This window comes from Ottowia beijingensis, assembly GCF_042680925.1.
GTDB classification, from domain to species: Bacteria; Pseudomonadota; Gammaproteobacteria; order Burkholderiales; family Burkholderiaceae_C; genus Ottowia; species Ottowia beijingensis.
The window spans coordinates 376511-402034 of record NZ_JBHUEP010000007.1 but is presented as its reverse complement, the minus strand read 5'-3'; the positions used below and the strand labels follow the sequence as shown (position 1 = coordinate 402034).

Below are 25524 nucleotides of genomic sequence, written 5' to 3'. Positions count from 1 at the left end.
CACCCGATGTTTCGCTCTGCTTTGGTTTTGATAGCTGCTGGCGCTTTACTGGCCAGCGCTGGCCACGCAAAAGACTTCAAATCCGACGCGCCGGCCAGCATCGACGGTGCGCGCCAGGCGCAGCTGATCCGCATGGTGCGCCAGGACTGCGGCTCCTGCCACGGCATCCAGCTCACCGGTGGCCTGGGGCCGGCACTCACGCGCGACCGCATGGCCGACTTCCCTTACGACAGCCTGGTGGCCGTCATCTACAACGGCCGGCCCGGCACCCCCATGCCCGGCTGGAAGACCATGATCTCCGAAGCCGACGCGCACTGGATCGCGCGCCAGTTGCAGGCTGGGTTCCCGATCGAAGCGCCCAGAATCGCACCATGACCTTGCCTTCCCTGCCCCCTGTTTCGCGCCGCACGCTGCTGGCGCTGTCTTCCGCCACCGCGTTGGCCGCCTGTGCCAGCAAGCCGACCCTGCTGATCGAGCCCGGCCGCGGCAGCGGTGATCTGGGCCTGGTGATCGAGCGCGAGAGCGGCAGCATCGGCGTGCTTGACACCACCGCGCGCACGCGTCTGGGCACCATCACCGGGCTGGGCGACCTGTCGCACGCCTCGGTGGTGTTCTCGCGCGACGGCGGCCGCGCCTACGTGTTCGGGCGCGACGGCGCACTGACCAAGGTGAACCTGATCACCGGCCGCATCGAAGGCCGCGTGATGCAGGCCGGCAACTCCATCGGCGGGGCGATTTCGACCGATGGCACGCTGGTGGTGGCGCAGAACTACCAACCCGGCGGCGTGAAGGTGTTCGACGCCCGCACGCTCGAGCCGCTGGCCGACATTCCCGCCGTGGTCGACGGCAAGGCCTCGCGCGTGGTGGGCCTGGCCGACATCCCGCGCAACCGCTTCATCTTCTCGCTGTTCGATGCCGGCCAGATCTGGATCGCCGACCTGGCCGATCCGCGCAAGCCGCAGCTCACCAAATTCGCCAATATCGGCAAGCAGCCCTACGACGCGCTGGTCTCGCCCGACGGCCGCACCTACATCGCCGGCCTGTTCGGCGAGGACGGCCTGGCCAAGATGGACCTGTGGGCACCGCAGCCCAGGGTCGAGCGCATCCTGCCCAATTACGGCCGCGGCGAGCAGCCGCTGCCGGTGTTCAAGATGCCGCACCTGCGCGGCTGGTCGATTGCCGGCAAGCACGCCTACCTGCCCGCCATCGGCAGGCACGAGGTGCTGATCGTCGACACCGACACCTGGAAGGAAGTCGGCCGCATCAAGGTCGCCGGCCAGCCGGTGTTCGTCATGGCGCGGCCCGACGGGCGCCAGGTGTGGGTCAACTTTGCCGTGCCCGATTACGACACGGTGCAGGTGATCGACACGCAGACGCGCCAGATCGTGCACAGCCTGAAGCCCGGCAAGGCCGTGCTGCACATGGAGTTCACGCCGCGCGGCGATGCCGTGTGGATCAGCGCGCGCGACGACCACAAGGTGGTGGTGGTCGACACGCAGAGCTTCAAGACCCTGGCCGAGCTGCCCGCCAGGTCGCCCAGCGGCATCTTCTTCACCTCGCGCGCGGCGCGCACGGGGTTCTGACGGCCGTGGGCATGCCCGCGCACCCCACCGGGCGGACGCTGGCCGAACGCCTGCTGAACGAGGGCCAGCGCGGTTTTCCGCTGTCAGATCGGCCGTTCGCCCAGATGGGGAAAGCGCTGGGCGCTACGGAAAATGAAGTTATCGACACCTGCGTGCGGCTGGCCGAGCGTGGCGCCATCAGCCGCATCGGCGGCGTGTGGGCGCCCGGCGTGGGCGGTGCGGCCCTGCTGTGCGCCATGGCCGTGCCGCCCGAGCGGCTGGAGGCTGTGGCCGCGCGGGTGTCGGCGCACCCCGGCGTCAACCACAACTACGAGCGCGAACACAGCCTGAACCTGTGGTTCGTCATCACCGGCACCGGCGCCGAACCGCTGGACGAGGCGCTGACCGCCATCGGGACCGAAACCGGCCTGCCCGTGACCCGCCTGAAGATGGTGCGCCCCTACCGCATCGACCTCGGCTTCGACCTGCACCGCCCCGCCACGCGCGGCAGCGCCATCCAGCGCCGCCCGCCGCGCGTCGAGCCGGCCGACCATGCGCTGGCGGCCCTGGTCGAGGCCGGCCTGCCGCTGGTGCCCGAGCCCTTTGCCGACTGGGCGCGCGCGCTGGGCTGCACCACGGCCGATGTGCTGGCACGCATCCAGACCTGGCTCGACGCCGGCACGCTGCGCCGCTTTGGGCTGGTGGTGCGCCACCACGAGGTCGGCTTCTCGGCCAACGCCATGACCGTGTTCGACATCGACGACGCGCAGGTCGACGCCTTTGGCGAGCGCCTGGCCACGCAGCCCGGCATCACCCTGTGCTACCGCCGCGAGCGCGCCGAAGGCTGGCGCTACAACCTGTACTGCATGGTGCACGGCCGCAGCCGAGACGAAACCCTGGGCCTGCTGCACGCCGCCATCGCCGGCGCCGGCCTGGCGGGCCAGCCGCACCAGATCCTGTTCAGCCGCCGGCGCTTCAAGCAGACCGGCGCGCGATATTTCAGATGCACCCCCTGAGCCGCTTCGCGTCTTCCCCCTCCAGGGGGACAACGCCAGCATCCGGCGCAGGTCGGGTCACGGCGTTGGCTGGCGTGGCCTGCTCCGCAGCCTCTCGTTCCGCGTGCAATGCCGCGCAACGCTCACAGGAGATCTTCGATGCGCTCTGACACCCCCACCGACCTGTTGCGCCTGCCCGCCGGCATCGAACTGGAAGACGCCCGCCTCATCGACCGCCTGCAGCACAGCCTGCCGACCACCGAGCGCCCGTTTGCCGACATCGCGGCCGAACTGGGGATGGCCGAGCCGCAGGTCATCGAGCGCCTGCACCGGCTGCTGAAGAGCGGCGTGCTCACGCGCTTCGGGCCGCTGTTCCACATCGAGCGCGCGGGCGGCCAGTTCATCCTGGCGGCGCTGCAGGTGCCCGACGAGCGCTACGCCGAGGTCACGGCGCTGGTCAACGCCCTGCCCGAGGTGGCCCACAACTACCGGCGCGACCATGTGCTGAACATGTGGTTCGTGGTGGCGGCCGAAACGCCCGAGGCCGCCTGGGCCGCGTGCGACCGCATCGAGGCCGCCACCGGCCTGCCCGTGCACGCCTTCCCCAAGGAGCGCGAGTATTTCGTCGGCCTGTACCTGCCGCTGCTGTCACCCGCGCCGCGCGTGGGCGAAGCGCCCGCCCGCGCCCTGCCGGCCCATGCGCCGACAGCGCAGCCCACCGTGCTGACCGACTTCGACCGCCAGCTCATCGCCGCCACGCAGTCCGGCCTGCCCCTGGTGGCGCGCCCCTACGACACCGTGGCTGCCATGCTGGGCAGCACGGGCGAGGCCGTGCGCACGCGCCTGGCCGAGCTGCTGGCCGCCGGCGTGGTGCGCCGCATTGCCGCCGTGCCCAACCACTACCGCCTCGGCTACGCCGCCAACGGCATGAGCGTGTGGGACGTGGCCGACGAGCACGTCGACCGCCTGGGCGAGCTGCTGGGCAGCCAGCCCGCCGTGAGCCACTGCTACCGCCGCCCGCGCAAGGCCGGCGTGTGGCGCTACAACCTGTTCGCCATGCTGCACGGCCACACGCGTGACGAGGTGCTGGCGCAGGCCGAGCAGGTGGCCGAGCTGCTGGGCCCGGCCTGCCGTGCGCACGACGTGCTGTTCTCCAGCGCCATCCTCAAGAAGACTGGCCTGCGGCTGCGCCAGCCCATCGACTGACCCGGGCGGCCCGGCGCCGCCGATTCTTCAAGCCTTTTCGGGCTTCAGCGCTTGCCCCTTCTGCGAAGACAGCTATTTTATTGATAGCAAATCAGTCGGGAACGGCCAGACACCCGCCGAAATTGACTCACATCATGGCTGGCACCCCCTGCCAGCCTAAGATGGGTTCATCCGCAGCCAGCCAGAGGGCACGCCCATGTTCCGCATCTCCCACTTCATGCACGAATTGGCCCAGGCCGAGGCCACCGGGGCCTATCCGGCACCGAAGCGCCGCGGCGGCGAAGGCGGCGCGCTGCGCCCGCACACCGGTCCGGTGGTGATCTGGAACCTGATCCGCCGCTGCAACCTGACCTGCAAGCACTGCTACGCCTTCAGCGCCGACCACGATTACCCCGGCGAGCTGAGCACGCAGCAGGTGTTTGACGTGATGGACGACCTGCACGCCTTCAAGGTGCCGGCGCTCATCCTCTCGGGCGGCGAGCCGCTGCTGCGGCCCGACATCTTCGAGGTGGCCGAGCGCGCCAAGCAGCTGAAGTTCTACGTCGGCCTGTCGACCAACGGCACGCTCATCGACGAGCCGCTGGCCCGGCGCATCCACGACCACGGCTTCGACTACGTGGGCATCAGCCTCGACGGCATCGGCGCCACGCACGACAAGTTCCGCCGGCTCGAAGGCGCCTTCGACCGCAGCCTGGCCGCCGTGCGGCATCTGCAGAAACTCGGCACCAAGGTCGGCCTGCGCTTCACCATGACCGAGCTGAACGCGTTCGACCTGCCCAAGCTGCTGCAGCTGATGAAGGACGAGGGCGTCGACAAGTTCTACTTCAGCCACCTCAACTACGCCGGGCGCGGCAACATCCACCGCGGCAAGGACGCGCGCCACCTGGCCACGCGCCAGGCGCTGGATCTGCTGTACGAAACCGCCTGGGCCGACGCGCAGGCCGGCGGCAACCACGAGTACGTCACGGGCAACAACGACGCCGACGGCGTGTACCTGCTGCAGTGGGTCGAGCAGCGCCTGCCGCGCTGGGCAGACGACGTGCGCCAGCGCCTCACGGCCTGGGGCGGCAACAGCTCCGGCGTCAACATCGCCAACATCGACAACGTGGGCGACGTGCACCCCGACACCATGTGGTGGCATTACTCGCTGGGCAACGTCAAGGCGCGGCCGTTCTCCGACATCTGGCACGACACCAGCGACCCGCTGATGGCCGGCCTGAAGGCCAGGCCGCGTCCCGTCACGGGCCGCTGCGGCGCCTGCCAGTACTTCGCCATCTGTGGCGGCAACACCCGCGTGCGCGCGCAGCAGGTGACGGGCGACGCCTGGGCCGAAGACCCGGGCTGCTACCTGACCGACGAGGAGATCGGCGTGGAAAGCAGCGACGAGCGCGTGGAGACCACGGCGTTCTCGTCCAAGCGCCGCGTGATCGAACTGGTGCCCACCGATTCATGATCCAATCGGGCTTTAACGCCCACCCCACCAGCGCAAGCAGCTATGTTTTTTGAAGTCATTCGCCGTACCGGACTGGCGGCTTTCCTGCTTGCGGCCAGCGCTGCAACCACCGCCCAGACCCCTGCCGCCGCGCCGGCCGCACCGGCCAACGCGGCCGTGCAGGCCCTGTACCAGCAACACTGCGCCAGCTGCCACGGCGAGCAGCGCCTGGGCGGCATGGGGCCGGCGCTGCTGCCCGAAAGCCTGTCGCGGCTGCGCAAGCCGCAGGCGCTGCAGGTGATCCGCGACGGCCGCGCGGCGACGCAGATGCTGCCGTTCAAGGACGCGCTGAAGCCCGAGGAAATCACCGCCCTGACGGACTGGATCTACACGCCGGTCACGCCCGCGCCGTCCTGGGAAACGGCCGACATCGCCGCCAGCCGCGTGGAGACCGAAGGCTGGAAGACCTGGCCCGCCAAGCCGCAGTGGTCCGCCGATCCGATGAACCTGTTCGTGGTCGTCGAAGGCGGCGACCACCACGTCACCCTGCTCGATGGCGACCGGTTCGAGCCCATCCACCGCTTCGCCAGCCGCTTTGCGCTGCACGGCGGGCCCAAGTTCACGCCCGATGGGCGCTACGTGTTCTTCGGCTCGCGCGACGGCTGGATCACCAAGTTCGACCTGTGGAACCTGAAGACCGTGGCCGAGGTGCGCGCCGGCATCAACATGCGCAACATCGCCGTCAGCGGCGACGGCCAGTGGGTGATGGCGGCCAACTACCTGCCTCACACCGTGGTGCTGTTCGACGCCGAGCTGAAGCACCAGCGCACCTACCCCGCGCAGTTGCTCGACGGCAGCAAGAGCTCGCGCGCGTCGGCCGTGTACGACGCCGAGCCGCGCAAGAGCTTCGTGGTGGCGCTGAAGGACATCCCCGAGCTGTGGGAGATCAGCTACGACCCGAAGGCGCCGCCGATCTACGACGGGCTGGTGCACGACTACAAGATGGGCGAAGCGATCGCCAAGCCGGGCTTTCTCGGCGTGCGCCGCACGCCGCTGGAGGAGCCGCTGGACGATTTCTTCTTCAGCCAGGACTATGCCTACGCGCTGGGCGCGTCGCGCCCGCATGCCGACGGCACGCCCAGCGGGCAGGTGGTGAACCTGGACGTGCGGCGCAAGATCGCCACGCTGCCGATTGCCGGCATGCCGCACCTGGGCTCGGGCATCACCTTCGACCACGGCGGCACGCGCGTGCTGGCCAGCCCCAACCTGCAGGACGGCGTGATCAGCGTGATCGACATGAAGACCTGGAAGCTGGTGAAGGACATCGCCACGCCCGGCCCCGGCTTCTTCATGCGCAGCCACGAGAACACGCCCTACGCCTGGACCGATTCGATGATGGCGCCCAAGGCCAAGCACATCATGACCATCATCGACAAGCGCACGCTGCAGCCGGTGGCCGAGGTGAAGGGCGAGCCGGGCAAGACGCTGGCGCACATCGAGTTCGACAAGGACGGCAGGCACGCGCTGGCCAGCCTGTGGGAGGACGACGGCGCGCTGATCGTCTACGACGCGGCGACGTTCAAGGAAGTGAAGCGCCTGCCGATGAAGAAGCCGGTGGGCAAGTACAACGTGTTCAACAAGATCACGCGCTCCGAGGGCACGTCGCACTGAAGCCGGGCGGGCACGCTCGACATGGCTTGATTGGCGACGAGGGGCTTCATCGTGCCCACAGCAGATGAGTGCCGCGCATCATCCCGGATTGGTGGATGATCAATCAATATTGATAGCTGCTTGCGCCCGCCACACAAGGATTTCAGATAGAAAACAGCCTGAAATCGTTTAAAATCAGGCGCAAGCAGCTATCTTTATTGAAGCATCCAGACAAGGGCCCGCCCGCCCTCACCGCGGCTGGTAATTCGCCAGCCGCGCCGTGTCGGTGATGTGGATGTCGCGCTTGTCGACATGGATCAGGCCGGCGGTTTCCAGCTCGTTGAGCACGCGCGAGAAGTATTCGGGCGTGAGCGACAGGCGCGAGGCGATGGCCGCCTTGCTGACGGGCAGCGACACGGTGATGGCCTGCGACGCGTTTTCGGTTTCATCCAGGTTGTCGTCGCCCAGCAGGTAGCCGATGACGCGCTGCACGCCGCTGTGCAGCGCGTAGGCTTCCACGTCCTTGATCAGGCCGTGCAGCCGGCGCGACAGCCCCGCCAGCATGCGCAGCGCGAATTCGGGGCTGGCGCCGATCTCGCGCAGCACCATGTCCTTCTCGATGCTGAGGATGAGCGAGTCGGTCAGCGTCTGCGCCGACAGCACGTAGGGCACGCCCATGAACATCACCGCCTCGGCAAAGCTGTTGCCGGGGCCGGCCAGCTCGACCACCTTCTCGGTGCCGGTGGGGGAGATGACGAACAGCTTGACCTGGCCGAGCACGTTGACGTGGAACTCGTGGCACGGGTCACCGGCGCGAAAAATCACCTTGCCTCGCTCCACGCGGCGCAACTGGCAGCCCGTGGCCAGGCGTTGCAGTTCCTCGTCGCGCATGTTCGAGAACAGAGGCAGGGTGGCGAGGTACCGGGGCAGATTGAATTTTTCGAGATCCACGGCAAGGCCGTCCTTCAGATAGTGCGCAGCACGCGCGCCCCAACTTGGGGCGATCCGACGAGTCTATCTGACAGCCGCCGTGAGCCGCACATAGACCTGGGTCAACGCGCGCGCCAGCTGGTCGGGCCGGTGCACCAGGGCGTAGCCGTGCAGGCCGAACAGGCGCGGCAGGTACTGGTTGGCCTCCTGGTCGATGGTGACGCAGAACGGCACCAGGCCGGCCGCGCGCGCCGCCAGCACGGCGTGGCGCGTGTCTTCCAGCCCGTGGCGGCCTTCGTAGTGGTCCAGGTCGTTGGGCTTGCCGTCCGACAGGATCAGCAGCAGGCGCTGGCGCTCGGGCCGCTGGGCCAGGCGCTGGGTGCCGTAGCGCACCGCGGCGCCCATGCGGGTGTAGAAGCCGGGCTTGATGGCGGCCACGCGGGCGCGGGCGGCGTCGTTCCACGGTTCGCCAAAGCGCTTCAGCTCGTGGATGCGGATGGCGCGGCGCACCGACGAAAAGCCCAGCATCTCGAACGGGTCGCCCACGCCCTCCAGCGCGTTGCCGAACACGAACAGGCTGTCGCGCACCAGGTCGACCACGCGCGCCGTCTGCGTGGCGTAGGCGTCGGTCGACAGCGACAGGTCGGCCAGGATCACGGTGGACAGGCTGCGTTCGGCGCGCACGCGGCGCGAGAAGATGGCCGGCGATTCGGTGTGGCGGTGCGCGCGATCGCGCCGCTCCACCTGGTGGCGCACCCAGGCGTCCAGGTCCAGCTCGTCGCCCTGCGTCAGCCCGTGCTGCCAGCGCGGCGCGGCGCGCAGGGCCTCGAAACGGCGGCGCACCTGGCGCGAGGTGGTCTTGAGGCGGCGTGCCAGCGCCGCGGCCTCGGTCTCCGCGGCCGATGCGGCGGCGGCCTCGTCGCCGGCGGGTGGGCTGGCGGCCGCACCCGCGGCGTCGGGCGCCTTCGGCTCGGTGCGCGCGCGCAGGCGTTGCGCGCGGCAGCGGCCTTCCACCAGCTGCTGGCGCTTGTAATCCCACTCGGGCAGCGGCTCGCCCTCGCCCACCGGCAGGTCGTCGGCGCTGGCGCTGGGCAGGTCCAGGTCGAACTTGATGCGCGCGGCCAGCGACTCGCCCGGCTTGCGGTTGGCGATGTGCAGTTCCTCCATGTCGTCGGCCACGCGGCTGTAGTCCTGGTTGTCCTCGTCGTCGCCGGTGCGGTTGACGCGCACGAACTCGCTCCAGCTCAGGATGGATTCGGCACGGAAGAACATCACCAGGCCGTCCTTGCTGGTGGTGTCCTCGGTGCGCTGGGCGCGGCGGCGCTTGTGGTCCTGCTGCACCGGCTTGTCGGGTTCCTTTCGGGCTTCGGGCAGCTCGGGCTCGGCGCCATCAGCTACGGATTCTGCAGCATCCTCACCCACATGCAGCGCCTGCAGCCACAGCCAGACCGGCGCGATGGTGGTGGGCGCGACGGCCGATGCCGGTGGGAGCGGGCTTGCCTGCGATGCAGCGCTGGTGGGGGGCGAGGTGCCGTCATCGCGGGCCAGCCCGCTCCCACCTTCCGGGAGGGAGGCACGAAGCGCGTCCTGCACCGCCTGCTCCAGGGCGCGCGCGCTGCCTTGCAGACGCGAGGGCGCCGCGCGCTGCGCCAAGTGCGCCTGCACGAGGCGCGCATAGCGTGTACGCAGGCCGGGAAAGCGCTGCAGCGCGCGCTGCGTGGCGGCCACGTTGTCGGCCAGCCAGCCGGCGGGCGTGGCCACGTGACAGGCGCCTTGGGCGGCCAGCCACAGGTACAGGTCGCGGTTGAGCTGCACATCCGGAAACACGGCCAGCACCGGCGGCAGCGCCAGCGTCTGCGCATCCAGCGTGGGCGTGGGGGCGCGCTCGCCCGCGCCGGCCATCTTCTGTAGCCAGCCCCGCGGGCCGCCCACCTTCTGCGCCGTGGCGGGCACCACGCGCACCAGCGCATCGCCACCGCCGGCGCGAAACAGCATCTGCACCGCGCGCTGCACCTGCTCCAGCGGCACCGCAGCTTCCGGATAAGTCGCATCCGCCACCCGCGCGATGAAGCGGTGCCAGCGTTCGCCAACCCATTCTTCCACTACACCCCCCTGAGGCGCTGACGCGCCTTCCCCCCTCTCCGATGGGAGGGGGGACAACGCCAGTGGCCGGCACAGGTCCCGCCACGGCGTTCACTGGCATGGCCTGCTCCGCGGCCGACGGATCGGATACGCCGTTGCGGGAGTAAGGCACTCATTCCGTGATCACCGCCTGCACCACCTCGTCCAGCGCGGCGGCGGTGTCGGGGTCGTCGGTCAGGGCGTCGACGATGGCGGCGCGGCAGGCGTCTTGCTCGGGCAGGCCGGAAACGATGAGCCGCGCGGCCACCACCAGCAGGCGCGTGCTGACGGTTTCTTCCAGGTCCTGGTCGGTCAGGCGGCGCAGGGCCGTGGCCAGCCGCACCAGGCGGTGCGCCAGGCGTTCGTCGGCGCCGGATTCGGCCTCGATGATGCGCCGCTCGATCTCGGGTTCAGGGTAGTCGAAGGTCAGCGCCACGAAGCGCTGGCGCGTGCTGGGTTTCAGGCTTTTCAGCAGGTTCTGGTAGCCGGGGTTGTACGACACTACCAGCATGAAGCCGGGCGGCGCCTGCAGCTCTTCCCCCGTACGCTCGATGGGCAGCACGCGGCGGTCGTCGGCCAGCGGGTGCAGCACCACGGTGGTGTCCTTGCGCGCCTCCACCACCTCGTCGAGATAGCAGATGGCGCCGGTGCGCACGGCGCGCGCCAGCGGGCCGTCGTTCCACACCGTGTTGCCGTCGCCGATCAGGTGGCGGCCCACCAGGTCGGCGGCCGTCAGGTCGTCGTGGCAGCTCACGGTGATGAGCGGGCGGCCCAGGCGCGCGGCCATGTGTTCGACGAAGCGCGTCTTGCCGCAGCCGGTGGGGCCTTTCAGCAGCACCGGCAGGCGCTGCTGGAAGGCGTGCTCGAACAGGCGGCATTCGCCGGCCTGCTCGGCATAGAACGGGATGGCGGGCGCGGCCTGGCTGGCGGAATCGGCTCGGTACATGGGGTTTTCTGCGGTCATGAGAAACAGTTTCGCCGCTGGCGCGGCCCCGATGAAGGTTTTTTCATCGAAGCCGCGGCGCAGCGGCGAGGGTCAGGCGATCAGCGGGGTGATCAGTCGTGCTTCAGGCGGCGCTGCGCGGGGCTGGCCATCAGGCCGCCACGGCGCGAGCCCAGCACTTCCTCGGCCGGGGCACCGCCGATGAAGAAGCTCCACACATACATGATCAGGCCCGCCAGGAAGGCCACGCCGCCCCACAGGCGCATCCAGTAGAAGAACACCACCTGCTCCTGCGCGGCCATGAAGGGCATGGCGCCTTCGGTGGGCATGCGCTGCAGCCACACCTGCAGGATGCCGGCGCCGGTGAGCGCCAGCACCATCACGCCCATGCCGATGCTCATGACCCAGAACGACCACATCTCCACCGACTGCGCCTTGTGGCTGTTGGCGATGCGCCCGCGCAGCTGCGGCATGGCGTAGCTGATGACGGCGATGACCACCAGCACGTAGGCGCCGTAGAACGCCAGGTGCCCGTGCGATGCCGTGATCTGCGAGCCGTGGGTGTAGTAGTTCACGAAGCTCAGCGTGTGCAGGAAGCCCCACACGCCCGCGCCCAGAAAGCCCAGCACCGCGCAGCCCACGGCCCACAGCACGGCGGCCTGGTTGGCGTGGTCGCGGCGGCGGCGCTGCACCATGCGGAAGGCGAACATGGTCATCAGGAAGAAGGGGATCGGCTCCAGCGACGAGAAGATGTTGCCCACCAGGTGCCAGTAGCCCGGCAGACCGATGAAGTAGTAGTGGTGCGCGGTGCCCAGGATGCCGGTGAACAGCGCGAAGGCGATGATCACGTAGACCCACTTGTCGACCACCTCGCGGTCGACGCCGGTGGTCTTGATCAGCACGTAGGCCAGGATGGCGGCCAGGATCAGCTCCCACACGCCTTCCACCCACAGGTGCACCACCCACCACCAGTACATCTTGTCGCGCACCAGGTTGGCCGGGTTGACGAAGGCGAACAAAAACAGCAGCGCCAGGCCCCACAGGCCGAGCAGCAGCACCGTGGTGATGGTCGTCTTGCGGCCCTTCAGGTAGGTCATGCTGACGTTGAACAGCATGGCCAGCGCCACGATAACGATGCCCACCTTGGTCGGCAAGGGTTGCTCGAGGAACTCGCGCCCCATCGTGGCCAGAAGATCGTTGCCGGTCATCTCGGCCAGCTTGGCGTAGGGCACCAGCAGGTAGCCCAGGACGGTGGCGGCGCCCGCGACGAGGAAGACCCAGAACATCAGCAGCGCCAGCTTGGGGCTGTACAGCTCGGTCTCGGCCTCTTCGGGCACCATGTAGTAGGCCGCGCCCATGAAGCCGAACAGCAGCCACACGATGAGCAGGTTGGTGTGCACCATGCGGGCCACGTTGAACGGGATGGCCGGGAACAGGAAGTCGCCGTAGATGTACTGGATGCCCATCACCACGCCGAAGATGATCTGCCCGATGAACAGGCCGATGGCGGCGATGAAGTACGGCTTGGCGACCGCCTGCGACTGGTACTTGAGGGTTGGGATGTTTGCCATGATGAATGTCCTCCTCGGGATCAACCCTCGATGTTCGGCGGCCACTTGTCAGTGTTGATGCCGTTGGTCCACTTCAGGAACTCGACCAGGTCGTCGAGCTGCTGCTCGGTCAGGTTGAAGTTGGGCATCTGGCGGCGGCCCGGCGTGCCGGTGGGCTGCGCCTTCATCCAGGCCTTGATGAAGAGGCCACCCGAGGCGTCGCCACCGCGGCGCTGGTACACGTTGCCCAGCTCGGGCGCGAAGTAGGCGCCCTCGCCCAGCAGCGAATGGCAGCCGATGCACTGGTTGGTCTCCCACACGTGCTTGCCGCGCACCACGGCCTCGGTCAGCGCGGCGTTGTTGGACCGCTCGGGGATGACGCGCTCGGAGTGGAACACCAGCCCCACGAAGACCAGAATGAAAAACAGCGACCCACCGTAGAAGATGTTGCGCGCCATCTCCTTGGTGAAGCCGCCGGATGAGTTAGTGCTCATGACCGTTTCCTCGCTCGCTTTTGGTAGTAACCCGCATAGCGTAGGAAGCCGCCCATGGGGCGTCCTTGAAGCAAGTCAAGAATGACAGAGCACTTTAGTCGGAAATTTGGTGGGGACTTTCGCACACCCCCGGCCAGAAAAAAGCCGCCGTTGCAGGAACGGCGGCTTTTCTCACGCTATCAAGCCTTTTCGGCCTTCAGCGCCCGCGCAGCAAGCGCTGGCAGCTATCAAAACAATAGTTACGCAGCATTGTCGCCCGTCACCGCCGCCAGCATGGCGGGCGAACCCTGCACCGCCGCGCGCTGCATCAGGTGCTTGACGGCGCGCAGGCCGCCCAGTTCCTCACCGCCGCCCGCACGGCCGGGGCCGCCGTGCTTGAGGTACGGCAGCGCCGAGCCGTGGCCGGTGGATTCGGGCGCGGCCACGCGGTCGAGCACCTGCAGGCGGCCGTGCATCGACGCGAGTTCGGCAATGGCCTGGGCGGCGGTGGCGCTGTCCTTGGTCACCAGCGTGCCGGCCAGGCTGCCCTGCCCCTTGGCGGCCAGCGCGATGGCCTCGTCGATGCCGTTATAGGGCATCAGCGTGCTGACGGGGCCGAAGGCCTCGACATCGTGCGCGGCATGGCCTTGCGGATCGCGCGCCAGCAGCAGCGTGGGCTGGAAGAAGGCGCCCTCGCCCACGCCCTCGCCCACCGGCGCAAAACCTTCGCCGCCGCCGCCGAACACCACCTCGGCACCCTGGCGCAGCGTGGCCACGCGCTCGGCCACGTCGGCCTGCTGCGCCTTGGAGGCCAGCGCGCCCATGCGCACGTTCTCCAGCCGCGGATCGCCCACGGTGGTCTTGGCCAGGCGCTCCTTGAGTTTGGCGGCGACGGCGTCGATCTTGTCAGCCGGCACCAGCGCGCGGCGGATGGCGGTGCACTTCTGGCCCGCCTTCTGCGTCATCTCGCGCGCGATTTCCTTCACGAACAGGTCGAACTCCTCGTCGTCAGTCGTCACGTCGGGCGCCAAGATGGCGCAGTTCAGCGAGTCGGCCTCGGCGTTGAACGGAATGCTCTTGGCCACCAGGTTGGGCGTGACACGCAGCTTGGCCGCCGTGTCGGCCGAGCCGGTGAAGGTGACCACGTCGCGCACATCCAGCCGGTTCAGCAGGTCGCCCGTGCCGCCGATGACGAGCTGCAGCGCGCCCTCGGGCAGGATGCCGGAGTCGTTGACCAGGCGCACCAGCTTCTCGGTCAGGAAGTTGGTGGCCGTGGCCGGCTTGCCGATGCAGGGCATGCCGGCCAGGAAGGTGGGCGCGAATTTCTCCAGCAGGCCCCACACGGGGAAGTTGAAGGCGTTGATGTGTACCGCCACGCCGCCGCGCGGCACCAGCACGTGCGTGCCGGCGAAGGCGCCAGTCTTGCCCAGCGGCACCTGCGGGCCTTCGTGCCACAGGTTGCCGGCTGGGGGCAGCTCCTTGGCCATGCTGGCGTAGGCGAACAGCGTGCCCGTGCCGCCCTCGATGTCGACCCAGCCGTCGGTGCGCGTGGCGCCGGTGTGGAACGACAGCGCGTACATCTCCTCCTTGCGCTCGCCCAGGTACTTGGCCAGGGCCTTCAGCATGCCGGCGCGCTGCTGGAAGTCGGTCTGGCGCATGGCGGCGAGGCCCGTGGTGCGGGCGTAGTGCAGCGCCTCGCCGAAGTCGATGGCCTCGTCGTGCGTGTGCGCGACCACCGCGCCGTCGATGGCGCTGCGCAGCGCCTGCGCGGGCTGGCTGCCGATCCAGCGGCCGGCGATGTAGCTTTGAAGTTGGGTCATGGGAAGTCTCCGTGAATGCCAGAAAAACGACAGATGGTTCGAATGTATCGAAGCCGGATGTTCATCAATTTGATAACTGCTTGCGCCCCCTGCACCTTGATTTCAATATGAAAACCATCTGAAAACCACTCAGGACAAGCGCAACCAGCTATCTTTATTGATACCCTGAAGGCTGCGCAGCAAGCCTCCGCAATGGCCGCGGAGCAGGCCACGACAGGACGCCGTGCCCGGGGTCCCCCCGGGCAAGAGCGTCGTCCCTCTCAGGGGGAAGGCGCCGCAGGCGCCTCAGGGGGAGCTTTGTTTCCGCCCACGCCCAGATAGGTTTCGATCACGCGCCGGTCGTGCATCAGCTCGCCCGCCGCGCCGGTCAGCGCCACCTCGCCCATCTCCAGCACGTAGCCGCGGTCGGCCACGTTCAGCGCGGCGCGCGCGTTCTGCTCGACCAGCAGCACCGACACACCCATGTCGCGCAGCGAGGCGACGATGTTCAGCACCTCGCGCACGATCAGCGGCGCCAGTCCCAGCGAGGGCTCGTCCAGCATCAGCAGGCGCGGGCGCGCCATCAGCGCGCGGCCGATGGCCAGCATCTGGCGCTCGCCGCCCGACAGCGTGGACGCCATCTGCGCGCGGCGCTCCTGCATGCGCGGGAAGAGCTTGAACACCTCGGCCATGCGCTCCTTCTGGTCGCGCTGGCCGCGCCGCCAGCGCGCAAAGCCGCCCAGCAGCAGGTTGTCCTCAACCGACATCTCGCCGAACAGCTCGCGCTTTTCGGGCACCAGGCCAACGCCGGCGTCCACCATGGCCTCGACGCTCGGCCGCGCCATCGGCTGTCCGCCCAGCCTGAGCGTGCCGCTGGAGCCCAGCAGGCCCATGATGGCGTTCAGCAGCGTGGATTTGCCGGCGCCGTTGGGGCCGATGACGGTGACGATCTCGCCCTCGCCCACCGTCAGCGCCACCTGGTGCACGGCTTCCACCGGGCCGTAGCAGACGGAGAAGTTTTCAAGTTCCAGCAGGGGCTTGCTCACAGGTCACCCCCCAGATAGGCGGCCAGCACGCGCGGATCGGCCTGCACGGCAGCGGGCGTGCCGCTGGCGATGACGGTGCCGAACTCCAGCACCGTCACCCGGTCGGCCAGGTTCATGACGAATTCCATGTCGTGTTCCACCACCAGAATGGCCAAGCCCTCGGCGCGCAGCTGCGACAGCAGCTTGGCCAGCGATTGCTTCTCGAGGTGGCGCAGGCCGGCGGCCGGCTCGTCCAGCAGCAGCAGGCTGGGCTGGCCGGCCAGCGCCCGCGCGATTTCGACGATGCGCTGCTGCCCCAGCGGCAGCGAGGCGGCCGGCGTGTCGATGTAGTCGAGCAGGCCGCAGCGCTCGATCTGGCGGCGCGCCTCGGCCAGCAGGGCGGCCTCTTCGGCGCGGTCAGTGCGCAGCATGGCCGCCACCCAGCCGCGCTGGCCGCGCAGGTGCGCGCCCAGGGCCACGTTCTCGAGCACGCTGCGCTGGCCCAGCAGGCGCACGTGCTGGAAGGTGCGGCCCAGGCCCAGCCTGGCGAACGCGCGCGAGGGCTTGCCTGCCATGGGCTGGCCCATCAGGCTGACGGTGCCGGTGGTGGGGTCGTCCACGCCCGAGATCATGTTGAAGAAGGTGCTCTTGCCGGCGCCGTTGGGGCCGATCAGCGCGTGCACCTCGCCGGCCTTCACGTCCAGGTTGACGGCGTTGTTGGCCACCAGGCCGGCGAAGCGCTTGGTCACGTCGCTGGCATCCAGCACCACGGTGCCCAGCGCCGGCAGCGCGCGCTGCGCCAGTGGCGCGGCCGCCGCCTGCTTGCCGCCGCGCTGGGCCGGCTGGATGAAGCGGCGCGTGGCACCGGCGATCAGCGGCCACAGGCCGTCGGCGGCGCGCTGCAGCACCAGCAGCATCAGCAGGCCGAACACCACGATCTCGAAATTGCCGCTGGTGCCCAGCAGCTTGGGCAGCCAGTCCTGCAGCTCGGCCTTCAGCAGCGTGATGAGAGTGGCGCCCAGCACCGCGCCCCACAGGTAGCCCGAGCCGCCCACCACGGCCATGAACAGGTATTCGATGCCGATGTTGAGGTTGAACGGCGTGGGGTTGACGAAGCGCTGCAGGTGCGCATACAGCCAGCCCGACACCGCCGCCAGCAGCGCCGCCAGCACGAACAGCTTGATGCGCTGGCGCGCCGTGTCGACGCCCATCGACTCGGCCATCACGCGGCCGGTCTTGAGCGAGCGGATGGCCCGGCCCTCGCGCGAATCCAGCAGGTTGTGCAGCGCCCAGATCATGACCAGCAGCAAGGCCCAGATGAACACGCCCAGCACGCGCGGCGAGGTCATGTCGAGCCCGAACAGGCCCAGCGACGGCAGCCCCGCCAGCCCGGTGTGGCCGCCCAGCACCTGCAGGTTACCGAAGATGTAGTACAGGCTCAGGCCCCAGGCGATGGTGCCCAGCGGCAGGTAGTGGCCCGACAGGCGCAGCGTGACCGCGCCCAGCGCCCAGGCCACCAGCGCCGTCACCGCCAGCCCCAGCAGCAGCCCCAGCCACGGCAGCAGGCCGGGCGGAATGGCGGCCAGCGCCTCGCCGACCTGCGGGTTGCCGCTGACCCAGGCCGTGGCATACGCCCCCAGGCCGACGAAGGCCGCCTGGCCGAACGAGGTCATGCCGCCCACGCCGGTCAGCAGCACCAGCCCCACGGCCACCATCGAGTACAGGCCGATGTAGTTCAGCAGCGTGACGGTGAACGGCGGCAGAAAGCCCCAGGCCAGCGCCAGCAGCGCGATGAAGATCCACGTGACGTGCCTGGAGGTCATTCCTCGTCCTCCACGTGGTGCGTGTTGATCGAGCGCCACCACAGCACCGGGATGATCAGGGTGAACACGATGACTTCCTTGAACGCGCTGGCCCAGAACGACGAGAACGATTCGAGCTGGCCCACCAGCAGCGCGCCGGCCAGCGCCAGCGGGTAGCTCGACAGCCCGCCGATGATGCCGGCCACGAAGCCCTTCAGGCCGATCAGGAAGCCGGTGTCGAAATAGATGGTGGTGATGGGCGCGATCAGGATGCCGCAGACGGCGCCGATCAGCGCCGCCAGCGCAAAGCTCAGGTCGCCCGACAGCTCGGTCGGGATGCCCATCAGCCGCGCGCCGGTCTGGTTGATGGCGGTGGCGCGCAGCGCCTTGCCGATGATGGAGCGCTCGAAGAACAGGAACATCAGCACCACCAGCACGATGGCCGTGCCGATGACCACCAGCGACTGCCCGGTGACCGGCAGCCCGCCCAGATCCCAGCGCGCCTCGGACATCGGCGTGGTGCGCGAGCCCTCGGCGCCGAAGAAGAACAGCCCCAGGCCCATCATGGCCAGGTGCAGCGCCACCGACACGATCAGCAGGATCAGCACCGTGGCGTGCGCCAGCGGGCGGAACGCCAGGCGGTACACCAGCGGCCCCATGGGCACGATCAGCGCCAGCACCGCCAGCGTCTGCCCGAACTGCGACGTGGGCTTGAGGCCCCACACCAGGGCCACGGCAATCAACGGCAGCAGCACGGCCCAGACCAGCGTCGGCTTCCAGGCCACGCGCGTGCCGCGCAGGTGGCGCCAGCCCTCCACGGCCAGCGTCAGCGCGGCCATGGTCAGCAGCATCCAGATGATGGGCGGCACCTTGCCTGTCTGCAGCGCCGCCATGGCCAGCGCCGCATAGGCGACGAACTCGCCCTGGGGAATGAAGATGACCCGCGTGACCGAAAACACCAGCACCAGGGCCAGCGCCATCAGTCCGTACACGGCGCCGTTCACCACGCCGTCCTGCGCCAGCATCAGCGCGATCTGAGAATCCATGCGTCCCGCCTCGGCAAAACGACGCCCACTGCGGAACCGAGATTCCGCGGGCGCCTTTTGCTATTGTTGTTGTAGCTACCTGCGCTTTTCCAGCAAGCGCTGCAGCTCATTTTGACATCAAACGATCAGGGCTGGTACTTCCACTGGCCGTTTTCGATCCTGACCATCACGCGGGCGCGCTGGTCCAGGCCCAGGTGGTCCTTGGGCGACATGTTGAAGATGCCGTGCGCGCCGGCCACCTCCTTGACGTCGTTTTCCAGCGCGTCGCGCAGCGCGGCGCGGAACTCGGGCGTGCCGGGCTTGGCCTTCTTCAGCGCCGCGGGCACGGCGGCCTGCAGGATCAGGCCGGCATCCCAGGCGTGGGCGCCGAAGCCCGAGACCGTGCCCTTGCCGTGCGCGCCCTCGTAGGCCTTGACGTATTCGGTGGCCGCCTTGCGCACCGGGTTGCTGGCCGGCAGCTGCTCGGCCACCAGCACCGGGCCGGCGGGCAGGTAGGTGCCTTCCACGTCCTTGCCGCCCACGCGCAGGAAGTCGGCGTTGGCCACGCCGTGCGTCTGGTAGTACTTGCCGGTGTAGCCGCGCTCCTTCAGCGTCTTCTGCGGCAGCGCGGCGGGCGTGCCGGAGCCGCCCACCAGCACCGCGTCGGGCTTGGCGGCCATGATCTTCAGCACCTGGCCGGTGACGGCGGTGTCGGTGCGCGAGAAGCGCTCGTTGGCCACCAGCTGGATCTTCTTCAGCTCCAGCGCCTTCGAGAATTCGCGGTACCAGCCCTCGCCATAGGCGTCGGCAAAGCCGATGTAGGCCGCCGTCTTGACGCCGTTGCTGGCCATGTGGTCGGCAATGGCCAGGGCCATCATGATGTCGTTCTGCGGCGTCTTGAACACCCAGCGCTTCTTCTCGTCCTGCGGCTCGATGATGGCGGCCGAGGCGGCGATCGAGATCATCGGCGTCTTGGCCTCGGCCACGGCGTCGATCATGGCCAGCGAGTTGGGCGTGGTGGACGAGCCGATGATGACGTCGACCTTGCGCTCGCTGATCAGGCGGCGCGTGTTGGTGACGGCCTGCGTGGTGTCGGAGGCATCGTCCAGCACGATGTAGTTGACGGGCTGGCCGGCGATGGTCTTGGGCATCAGCGCGAAGGTGTTGCGCTCGGGAATGCCCAGCGAGGCGGCCGGGCCGGTGGCCGACACGGTGACGCCGACGGTGATCTCGGCCAGCGCGGCCGTCGAAAAGCCCAGCACGGCGGCGCCGAGCAGCGCCAACTTCTTCAACTTCATGGGGTTGTCTCCAGACAGAAAAATGAAACCGGTCAGGGGCGGTGTGACAGTGCCGCCCGATGGCACCAAGCCATAAGCTGACCGATCGGTCGGTTAATTCTATCGACCGATGTGCACTTTTTTGCCTGTTGCCCGGTGCGATCTGCTTGGGAATAACCCTAGCGTGGCGTGATGCTTCGGCAGTGTTTACTGCGCCGTCACGCCCGCCTTCTTCACCAGCTCGCCAAAGCGCGCGCCCTCCTGGCGGAAGGTGGCCAGCGCCTGCTCGGGCGTGCTGACGTGGATCACGTTGCCCTGCTTGGCCATGGCTTCCTTCACCTCGGGCGCGTCGAAGGCGGCCACCAGCGCGTCGTGCATGCGCTTGACCTGCGCGGCGGGCAGGTTCTTCGGCCCCAGCACGGCGATCCAGCCGTCGACCACGTAGCCGGGCAGGCCCTGTTCGGCAAAGGTGGGCAGGTTGGGCGCGGCGGGGCTGCGCGCCGCGCTGGACACGCCGATCGCCTTCAGCGCGCCGGTCTGCATGTGCGGCAGTGCCACGTTGATGCCCAGCACGCCGAAGTCCACCTGCCCGCCCAGCAGGTCGGTCACCATCTGGCCCACGCCCTTGTAGGGGATGTGCCGGGCCTGCACCTTGGCTTCGTCCAGGAACATCTCGGCCGCCAGGTGCAGGATGGTGCCGGTGCCGCCGCTGGCAAAGTTGTAGCCGTCGGGCCTGGCCTTGAGCAGCGCGACGAACTCCTTGCTGTTGCTGGCCGCCACCTTGGCCGGGTTGGCCACCAGCACCAGCGGCGTGGCGCCGATCACGGCAATCGGCGTGAAGTCGTCCGGCATCCTGAACGGCACGCTTTTGAGCACGTGCGGCAGGATGACGACGTTGTTGCTGACGATGGAGAAGGTCTGCCCGTCGGGCGCGGCGCGGTTCAGCGCCTGCAGGCCGATCACGCCGCTGGCGCCGGGCTGGTTGTCGACCACCACCGACTGGCCCAGCGCCTTGGCCAGCGCGGCCTGGGCGGCGCGTGCGATGGTGTCGACGCCCGAGCCGGCCGCGTTGGGCAGCACCAGCTTGACGGTGTTGGCCTGCGCCTGCGCGGCCAGCGGCAGGCCGCCACCGGCCAGTGCGGCCAGCGCGGTCAGTGCGGACAGCGCGGCGCGGCGCGTGGGGTTTGAACGATGGGTGCTCATGTTCGGTGTCTCCAGGTGGTTATTTGAACGAAATCGGCCTCAGGCGACCGCGTGGCCGGCGCGAAGCGCTTCTATTTCTGAAGCAGCGTAGCCGATCTCGGCCAGCACCGCCGCCGTATCGGCACCCATGCGCGGCGGCTGCGCGCCGACGCCCAGGCGTTCGCCCGCCAGGGTGAAGGGCAGCAGCGTGGTCTGCGTGGTCTGGCCGGCGCGCGCACCGTCGGTCAGCGTGATGTCGGCCAGCCCGCCGGTGGCCTGCAGGTGCTCGTCGTCGAACAGTTCCTCGGGCTTGCGGATGGGTGCGAACGGCAGGCCGGCGCGCTCGAACAGCGCTGCCAGTTCGGCCGCGCTGCGCGTGGCCAGGCGCTCGCGCAGCACGGGCAGCAGCGTCGGCCGCTGGCGCACGCGCTCGTTGTTGGTGGCGTATTCGGGCCGGTCGCGCAGGTCGCCAAAGCCCAGCGCATCGCAGAAGGTGCGCCACTGCGCATCGCTCACCGCGGCCAGGAAGATCTGCTCGCCGTCCTTCACCGTGAACACGTCGTACACCGCCCAGGCGCTGATGCGCTCGGGCATGGGCGCGGCCGGCTGGCCGGTGATGGCGTATTGCAGCATGTGCTGGCCGACCAGGAACACGTTGTTCTCGAACAGCGCGCTCTGCACTTCCTGCCCCTTGCCGGTGATGCCGCGCTGCACCAGCGCGCCCAGCGCGCCGATGGCGCCGAACATGCCGCCCATGATGTCGTTCACGCTGGTCCCGGCGCGCAGCGGGTCACCCGGGCGGCCCGTCATGTAGGCCAGGCCGCCCATCATCTGCACCACCTCGTCGAGCGCGGTGCGGTGTTCGTAGGGGCCGGGCAGAAAGCCCTTCAGGCTGACGTAGATCAGGCGCTCGTTCACCTGCGACAGCGCGGCGTAGTCGAGCCCGTATTTCTTCATCGTGCCGGGCTTGAAGTTCTCGGCCACCACGTCGGCGCTGGCGGCCAGCCGGCGCGCCACGGCGGCGCCCTCGGGCTGGTGCAGGTCGATGGCAATGCTTTTCTTGCCGCGGTTGAACATCGGGAAGAAGCCCGCGCCCGCGCCCAGCAGGTGGCGCGTGCGGTCGCCCTCGATGGGCTCGACCTTGATGACCTCGGCCCCCAGATCGGCCAGCACCAGCCCGCAGGTGGGGCCCATGACCATGTGGGTGAATTCGACCACGCGCAGGCCTTCGAGGGGTCGGCGTGCCGTGTGCGGGGTGGATGGGTTCATGCGCTGGTCGGGTTCCGGGTGGTGGTCAAACTTGAAGAAAATGATAGCTGCTTGCGCCCTGCTCAAGCCATTTTCATATAAAAAACCATCTGAATTTCTTATATATCAAGCGCAAGCAGCTATCTTTATTGATGCGCCTGCAATGTCTTGGGCAAACCCGCGCGCCACAGCGTGCCGTGCAGCGCCTCGCCCTGCAGCCAGCCGGCCACCTGCTGGCGCAGCGCCAGCAGCGCGTCGATGTCCAGGCCCGTGTCGATGCCCATGCTGCGCAGCATCCAGGCCAGGTCTTCGGTGCTGACGTTGCCGCTGGCGCCCGGCGCGTGCGGGCAGCCGCCGATGCCGGCCAGGCAGGCGTCGAAGCGCGTGATGCCGGTCTGCAGCGCGGCGTACACGTTGGCCAGGCCCAGCCCGCGCGTGTCGTGGAAGTGCGCGGCCCACAGCCTGTCGCCCGCCAGCTTGCGCGCGGCCTCGAACAGGCGCGCCACCGCCGCCGGGTCGGCATAGCCCACGGTGTCGGCCAGGCTCACGCGGTCGCAGCCGGCATCGAGCAGGGCCTGCAGCAGGCGCAGCACTTCGCTGTGCTTCACCTCGCCCTGGATGGTGCAGCCGAAGGCCGTGCTCATGCCGCCTTCCAGCAGCGTCTTCGAGCCCGCCGCATCGCGCGCGGCGCGGATGCGCGCCACCTCGGCCACCACCTCGTCGGGTGTCTTGCGCAGGTTGGCCAGGCTGTGCGCGTGGCTGGCCGACAGCGGCAGCAGCATCAGGTCGGCCTGCGCGGCGATGGCCGCCTCGGCCCCGCGCAGGTTGGGCACCAGCACCGACACGAACAGGCCGGGCAGCGTCTTGCCGTAGGCCACCAGCTCGGTCGTGTCGGCCAGCTGCGGCAGGTATTTGGCCGGCACGAAGGAGCCGACCTCGATCTCGCGCTGGCCGGCGGCGTGCGCACCGTGCAGCCAGGCTTTCTTCTGCTCGGTCGGCAGCGTGCGGGCAATGGCCTGCAGGCCGTCGCGCAGGCCGACTTCGCGGATCACGGCGCGGGCGGGGAGCGTGGAGGCGCTCATGGTGTCTCCTTCATCTTCTGGTTTGCGCAGAGTCTAGGTATTCCCTGATCAATCACAAAATCTATTCTGGAAGCCTTAAAGTTCCGATCTGGAACATCACACCATGCGCGACCTCGACCTCACATCACTGCGCCTGTTCGTTGCGGTCTGCGAAGCGCGCAACATCGCCCGCGCGGCCGAGCAGCAGGCCATCGTCGGCTCGGCCATCAGCAAGCGGCTGGCGGCGCTGGAAGACACCGTGGGCACGCCGCTGCTGGTGCGCCGCCGCCACGGCGTGGCGCCCACGCCCGCCGGCGAAACACTGCTGGAGCACGCGCGCGCCCTGCTCGCCCGCGCGGCGCAGATCGAACGCGACATGGCCGGCTACGCGGCGGGCGTGCGCGGCCACGTGCGCGTGCTGGCCACGCAGTCGGCCATCGCCGAATCGCTGGCCGACGACGTGGCGGCCTTTCTGAAGGCGCCCGGCCACCAGCACATCCGCATCGACATGGAGGAGGCCGTGAGCACCCAGGTGCTGCGCGCGGTGCGCGAAGGCAGCGCGTCGCTCGGCATCTGCTGGGACGCCGCCGACCTGCGCGGCCTGCACCACTGGCCCTGGCGCGGCGACCGGCTGGCCGTGGTGATGCCGCCCGGCCACGCACTGGCGCGCCGCAAACGCCTGGCGCTGGCCGACACCCTGCCCTACGAACAGGTCAGCCTGCCGCCCGAAAGCGCGGTGCAGGTGATGCTGCAGCGCGCCGCCGCGCTGGCCGGGCAGCCGATCCGCTACCGCGTGGTGGCCGCCACCTTCGACGCCGCGCTGCGCGTGGTGCGCTCGCGCCTGGCCATCGCCATCCTGCCGGCCGAGCTGTCGGCACCGTATGCCGAGGCCTTCGAGCTGCGCGTGACCCCGCTCACCGACGCCTGGGCGCAGCGGCGCTTTGCCATCGCCTGCCGCGACCCCGAGGCGCTGACGCCGGCGGCGCGGCTGCTGGTGGAGCATCTGGTGGCGGCGGCCAAGGCCGCTGGATAGCTATTATTAACATAGCTGCTCGCGCTTTATGGACGGGCGCTGAAGCCCGATTTGACCCCAAGAACCGGCCATCAGGCCAGCACGCGCGCCAGCGTCAGCAGCACCAGCAGCAGCAGCCACAGCGCCACCGTGCGCCACACCAGCCCCACCACCTGGGTCAAGTGCGCGGTGCGGGCAGCCACGCCCGGCAGGCCCTCGCCGGCCGCGGCGCCGGGCGCCGACAGCGGCTGGCCCACGGCATCGGCCGACAGCGGCCGCAGCGACGCGCCGCCCAGCCGCACGCCGATGGCACCGGCCGTGGCGGCCAGGATCACGCCGTCGTTGCCGTCGGCAAAGCGCATGGCGTGGTTGCGCCACACGTCGATGGCGTCCTCGAAGCTGCCGACGATGGCAAAGCCCAGCGCCGTGGCGCGCGCCGGCAGCCAGTCGATGGCGTGCCAGGCGGCGTCGGCCACGGCGCGCAGCGCGGGGCTGGTGGGGTGGTCGGCCGCCTCGGACTTGCGGCGCCAGTAGCGCGCGCCGTACTCGGCATTGCGGTAGAACACCGCGCCCGCCGGCCCCAGGCCCAGCATGGCGCCGATGCAGTACCACACCAGCACGCCGAACACGTGGCGGTGCGCGGCCAGCACCGACACCTCGATCACGTGGCGCACGATCTCGCTGCGCGGCACGCTGCTGGCGTCCACCTGCTGCCAGCGCGCCAGCAGGGTGCGGGCACGCTCCTCGTCGCCCGCTTCCAGCGCGTCGCGGATGCCGGTGAAGTGGTGGCTGAACTGGCGGAACCCCAGCGTGAGGTACAGCACCGCCACGCTCCACAGCAGCACCAGCGGCCAGCCGCCCAGCCAGTTCAGCAACCCGTGCACGGCGATCACGCCCAGCGTGGGCACGCCCACCGCCAGCGCCCAGGCCAGCCAGCCGTGCTGCAGCCCGCCCGCGTCGACGTTGCGGCCCACCAGGCGCAGCCAGCGGCGCAGGCTCTGCACCGCCGGGTGGTCCTCGGCCAGCGGGCGCACCTGCTCGAGCAGCAGGGCGAGCGCTATGGCAAAGAAAGCCATGTCAGGCGCCCCCAAGCCGCTGCGCGGCCTCTTCCCGCAAGGGAGGGCAACGCCAGCCGCCAGCGCGCGTCGAGGTCACGGCGTTGGCTGGCGTGGCCAGGGGATGGGCGCAGCTCATGAAGATGCGAAAGCCGTGTGCGTCATGTCGGCCTTCA

20 protein-coding genes and 2 pseudogenes are annotated in these 25524 nt (G+C 69.2%); 8 read left to right on the top strand and 14 right to left on the bottom strand.

Features of this window, described 5'->3' with window-relative positions:
• The first annotated feature begins 6 nt into the window (after positions 1 to 6).
• The 7 genes and pseudogenes from ACFSCU_RS11290 (at position 7) to ACFSCU_RS11260 (ending at position 6866) form a co-directional block, all read left to right on the top strand.
• Positions 7 to 375 (top strand): c-type cytochrome, encoded by a 369-nt coding sequence (locus ACFSCU_RS11290; RefSeq protein WP_333705639.1) that lies wholly within the window; start codon positions 7 to 9, stop codon positions 373 to 375.
• Positions 372 to 1583, top strand: coding sequence for a cytochrome D1 domain-containing protein (locus tag ACFSCU_RS11285; protein WP_180551282.1), 1212 nt, complete (start codon positions 372 to 374; stop codon positions 1581 to 1583). The genes ACFSCU_RS11290 and ACFSCU_RS11285 overlap by 4 nt, the downstream gene beginning before the upstream one ends.
• An 11-nt stretch (positions 1584 to 1594) precedes the next feature.
• Positions 1595 to 2578 (top strand): siroheme decarboxylase subunit beta, encoded by a 984-nt coding sequence (gene ahbB, locus ACFSCU_RS11280; RefSeq protein ID WP_377560715.1) that lies wholly within the window; start codon positions 1595 to 1597, stop codon positions 2576 to 2578.
• A gap of 108 nt (positions 2579 to 2686) precedes the next feature.
• Positions 2687 to 3166 (top strand): annotated as a pseudogene (locus ACFSCU_RS11275) (Lrp/AsnC family transcriptional regulator); the annotation flags it as partial.
• Between the two features lie 111 nt (positions 3167 to 3277).
• A complete protein-coding gene (ahbB, locus tag ACFSCU_RS11270) occupies positions 3278 to 3763 on the top strand; it encodes a siroheme decarboxylase subunit beta (protein WP_308645934.1) in 486 nt (161 codons plus the stop codon).
• Positions 3764 to 3959: 196 nt separating this feature from the next.
• Positions 3960 to 5216: a heme d1 biosynthesis radical SAM protein NirJ gene (gene nirJ / locus ACFSCU_RS11265; protein ID WP_180551280.1), complete on the top strand. Its 1257-nt coding sequence runs from the start codon at positions 3960 to 3962 to the stop codon at positions 5214 to 5216.
• A gap of 42 nt (positions 5217 to 5258) precedes the next feature.
• Entirely contained in the window at positions 5259 to 6866 is a 1608-nt protein-coding gene (locus ACFSCU_RS11260; protein ID WP_377560713.1) for a cytochrome D1 domain-containing protein, read from the top strand.
• A 228-nt stretch (positions 6867 to 7094) separates the two neighbouring features.
• On the opposite strand, the gene ACFSCU_RS11255 is transcribed toward ACFSCU_RS11260, so the two are convergent.
• The 13 genes and pseudogenes from ACFSCU_RS11255 to ACFSCU_RS11195 form a co-directional block, all read right to left on the bottom strand.
• Positions 7095 to 7796 carry a Crp/Fnr family transcriptional regulator gene (locus tag ACFSCU_RS11255; protein ID WP_377560712.1) on the bottom strand — a complete coding sequence of 234 codons (702 nt, stop codon included), beginning with the start codon at positions 7794 to 7796 and terminating at the stop codon, positions 7095 to 7097.
• 63 nt (positions 7797 to 7859) lie between these two features.
• Positions 7860 to 9878 carry a nitric oxide reductase activation protein NorD gene (locus tag ACFSCU_RS11250; protein WP_377560711.1) on the bottom strand — a complete coding sequence of 673 codons (2019 nt, stop codon included), beginning with the start codon at positions 9876 to 9878 and terminating at the stop codon, positions 7860 to 7862.
• A gap of 151 nt (positions 9879 to 10029) precedes the next feature.
• Positions 10030 to 10842 carry a CbbQ/NirQ/NorQ/GpvN family protein gene (locus ACFSCU_RS11245; RefSeq protein ID WP_377560709.1) on the bottom strand — a complete coding sequence of 271 codons (813 nt, stop codon included), beginning with the start codon at positions 10840 to 10842 and terminating at the stop codon, positions 10030 to 10032.
• A 110-nt stretch (positions 10843 to 10952) separates the two neighbouring features.
• Positions 10953 to 12410, bottom strand: coding sequence for a cbb3-type cytochrome c oxidase subunit I (locus ACFSCU_RS11240; protein WP_180551278.1), 1458 nt, complete (start codon positions 12408 to 12410; stop codon positions 10953 to 10955).
• A 20-nt stretch (positions 12411 to 12430) separates the two neighbouring features.
• The gene (locus ACFSCU_RS11235; protein ID WP_180551277.1) at positions 12431 to 12883 is read right to left on the bottom strand and encodes a c-type cytochrome; all 453 of its coding nucleotides are present in this window, start codon (positions 12881 to 12883) and stop codon (positions 12431 to 12433) included.
• Positions 12884 to 13131: 248 nt separating this feature from the next.
• Positions 13132 to 14682 (bottom strand): annotated as a pseudogene (paaZ, locus tag ACFSCU_RS11230) (phenylacetic acid degradation bifunctional protein PaaZ); the annotation flags it as partial.
• A 260-nt stretch (positions 14683 to 14942) separates the two neighbouring features.
• Positions 14943 to 15707, bottom strand: coding sequence for an ABC transporter ATP-binding protein (locus tag ACFSCU_RS11225; protein WP_377560708.1), 765 nt, complete (start codon positions 15705 to 15707; stop codon positions 14943 to 14945).
• Positions 15704 to 17509, bottom strand: coding sequence for a branched-chain amino acid ABC transporter ATP-binding protein/permease (locus tag ACFSCU_RS11220; RefSeq protein ID WP_333705629.1), 1806 nt, complete (start codon positions 17507 to 17509; stop codon positions 15704 to 15706). The genes ACFSCU_RS11225 and ACFSCU_RS11220 overlap by 4 nt, the downstream gene beginning before the upstream one ends.
• Positions 17506 to 18534: a branched-chain amino acid ABC transporter permease gene (locus ACFSCU_RS11215; protein WP_333705628.1), complete on the bottom strand. Its 1029-nt coding sequence runs from the start codon at positions 18532 to 18534 to the stop codon at positions 17506 to 17508. The genes ACFSCU_RS11220 and ACFSCU_RS11215 overlap by 4 nt, the downstream gene beginning before the upstream one ends.
• 125 nt (positions 18535 to 18659) lie before the next feature.
• Entirely contained in the window at positions 18660 to 19811 is a 1152-nt protein-coding gene (locus tag ACFSCU_RS11210) for an ABC transporter substrate-binding protein (RefSeq protein ID WP_180551273.1), read from the bottom strand.
• Between the two features lie 186 nt (positions 19812 to 19997).
• Positions 19998 to 20993 (bottom strand): Bug family tripartite tricarboxylate transporter substrate binding protein, encoded by a 996-nt coding sequence (locus ACFSCU_RS11205; protein WP_180551272.1) that lies wholly within the window; start codon positions 20991 to 20993, stop codon positions 19998 to 20000.
• Positions 20994 to 21032: 39 nt separating this feature from the next.
• Positions 21033 to 22241 (bottom strand): CaiB/BaiF CoA transferase family protein, encoded by a 1209-nt coding sequence (locus ACFSCU_RS11200; protein WP_180551271.1) that lies wholly within the window; start codon positions 22239 to 22241, stop codon positions 21033 to 21035.
• Positions 22242 to 22366: 125 nt separating this feature from the next.
• Positions 22367 to 23302 (bottom strand): hydroxymethylglutaryl-CoA lyase, encoded by a 936-nt coding sequence (locus ACFSCU_RS11195; protein ID WP_377560707.1) that lies wholly within the window; start codon positions 23300 to 23302, stop codon positions 22367 to 22369.
• Positions 23303 to 23405: 103 nt separating this feature from the next.
• On the opposite strand from ACFSCU_RS11195, the gene ACFSCU_RS11190 reads away from it, so the two are divergent.
• Entirely contained in the window at positions 23406 to 24314 is a 909-nt protein-coding gene (locus tag ACFSCU_RS11190; protein ID WP_180551270.1) for a LysR family transcriptional regulator, read from the top strand.
• Between the two features lie 71 nt (positions 24315 to 24385).
• On the opposite strand, the gene ACFSCU_RS11185 is transcribed toward ACFSCU_RS11190, so the two are convergent.
• Positions 24386 to 25369 (bottom strand): CobD/CbiB family protein, encoded by a 984-nt coding sequence (locus tag ACFSCU_RS11185; RefSeq protein WP_180551269.1) that lies wholly within the window; start codon positions 25367 to 25369, stop codon positions 24386 to 24388.
• Positions 25370 to 25524: the final 155 nt, after the last annotated feature.

Coding starts and splice junctions, on each gene's coding strand:
- ACFSCU_RS11260 (WP_377560713.1), top strand. CDS start 5,259: ATGTTTTTTGAAGTCATTCGCCGTACCGGACTGGCGGCTTTCCTGCTT.
- ACFSCU_RS11245 (WP_377560709.1), bottom strand. CDS start 10,842: ATGTACCGAGCCGATTCCGCCAGCCAGGCCGCGCCCGCCATCCCGTTC.
- ACFSCU_RS11290 (WP_333705639.1), top strand. CDS start 7: ATGTTTCGCTCTGCTTTGGTTTTGATAGCTGCTGGCGCTTTACTGGCC.
- ACFSCU_RS11285 (WP_180551282.1), top strand. CDS start 372: ATGACCTTGCCTTCCCTGCCCCCTGTTTCGCGCCGCACGCTGCTGGCG.
- ACFSCU_RS11210 (WP_180551273.1), bottom strand. CDS start 19,811: ATGAAGTTGAAGAAGTTGGCGCTGCTCGGCGCCGCCGTGCTGGGCTTT.
- ACFSCU_RS11185 (WP_180551269.1), bottom strand. CDS start 25,369: ATGGCTTTCTTTGCCATAGCGCTCGCCCTGCTGCTCGAGCAGGTGCGC.
- ACFSCU_RS11220 (WP_333705629.1), bottom strand. CDS start 17,509: ATGACCTCCAGGCACGTCACGTGGATCTTCATCGCGCTGCTGGCGCTG.
- ACFSCU_RS11205 (WP_180551272.1), bottom strand. CDS start 20,993: ATGAGCACCCATCGTTCAAACCCCACGCGCCGCGCCGCGCTGTCCGCA.
- ACFSCU_RS11200 (WP_180551271.1), bottom strand. CDS start 22,241: ATGAACCCATCCACCCCGCACACGGCACGCCGACCCCTCGAAGGCCTG.
- nirJ (WP_180551280.1), top strand. CDS start 3,960: ATGTTCCGCATCTCCCACTTCATGCACGAATTGGCCCAGGCCGAGGCC.
- ahbB (WP_377560715.1), top strand. CDS start 1,595: ATGCCCGCGCACCCCACCGGGCGGACGCTGGCCGAACGCCTGCTGAAC.
- ACFSCU_RS11215 (WP_333705628.1), bottom strand. CDS start 18,534: ATGGATTCTCAGATCGCGCTGATGCTGGCGCAGGACGGCGTGGTGAAC.
- ACFSCU_RS11195 (WP_377560707.1), bottom strand. CDS start 23,302: ATGAGCGCCTCCACGCTCCCCGCCCGCGCCGTGATCCGCGAAGTCGGC.
- ACFSCU_RS11190 (WP_180551270.1), top strand. CDS start 23,406: ATGCGCGACCTCGACCTCACATCACTGCGCCTGTTCGTTGCGGTCTGC.
- ACFSCU_RS11235 (WP_180551277.1), bottom strand. CDS start 12,883: ATGAGCACTAACTCATCCGGCGGCTTCACCAAGGAGATGGCGCGCAAC.
- ACFSCU_RS11240 (WP_180551278.1), bottom strand. CDS start 12,410: ATGGCAAACATCCCAACCCTCAAGTACCAGTCGCAGGCGGTCGCCAAG.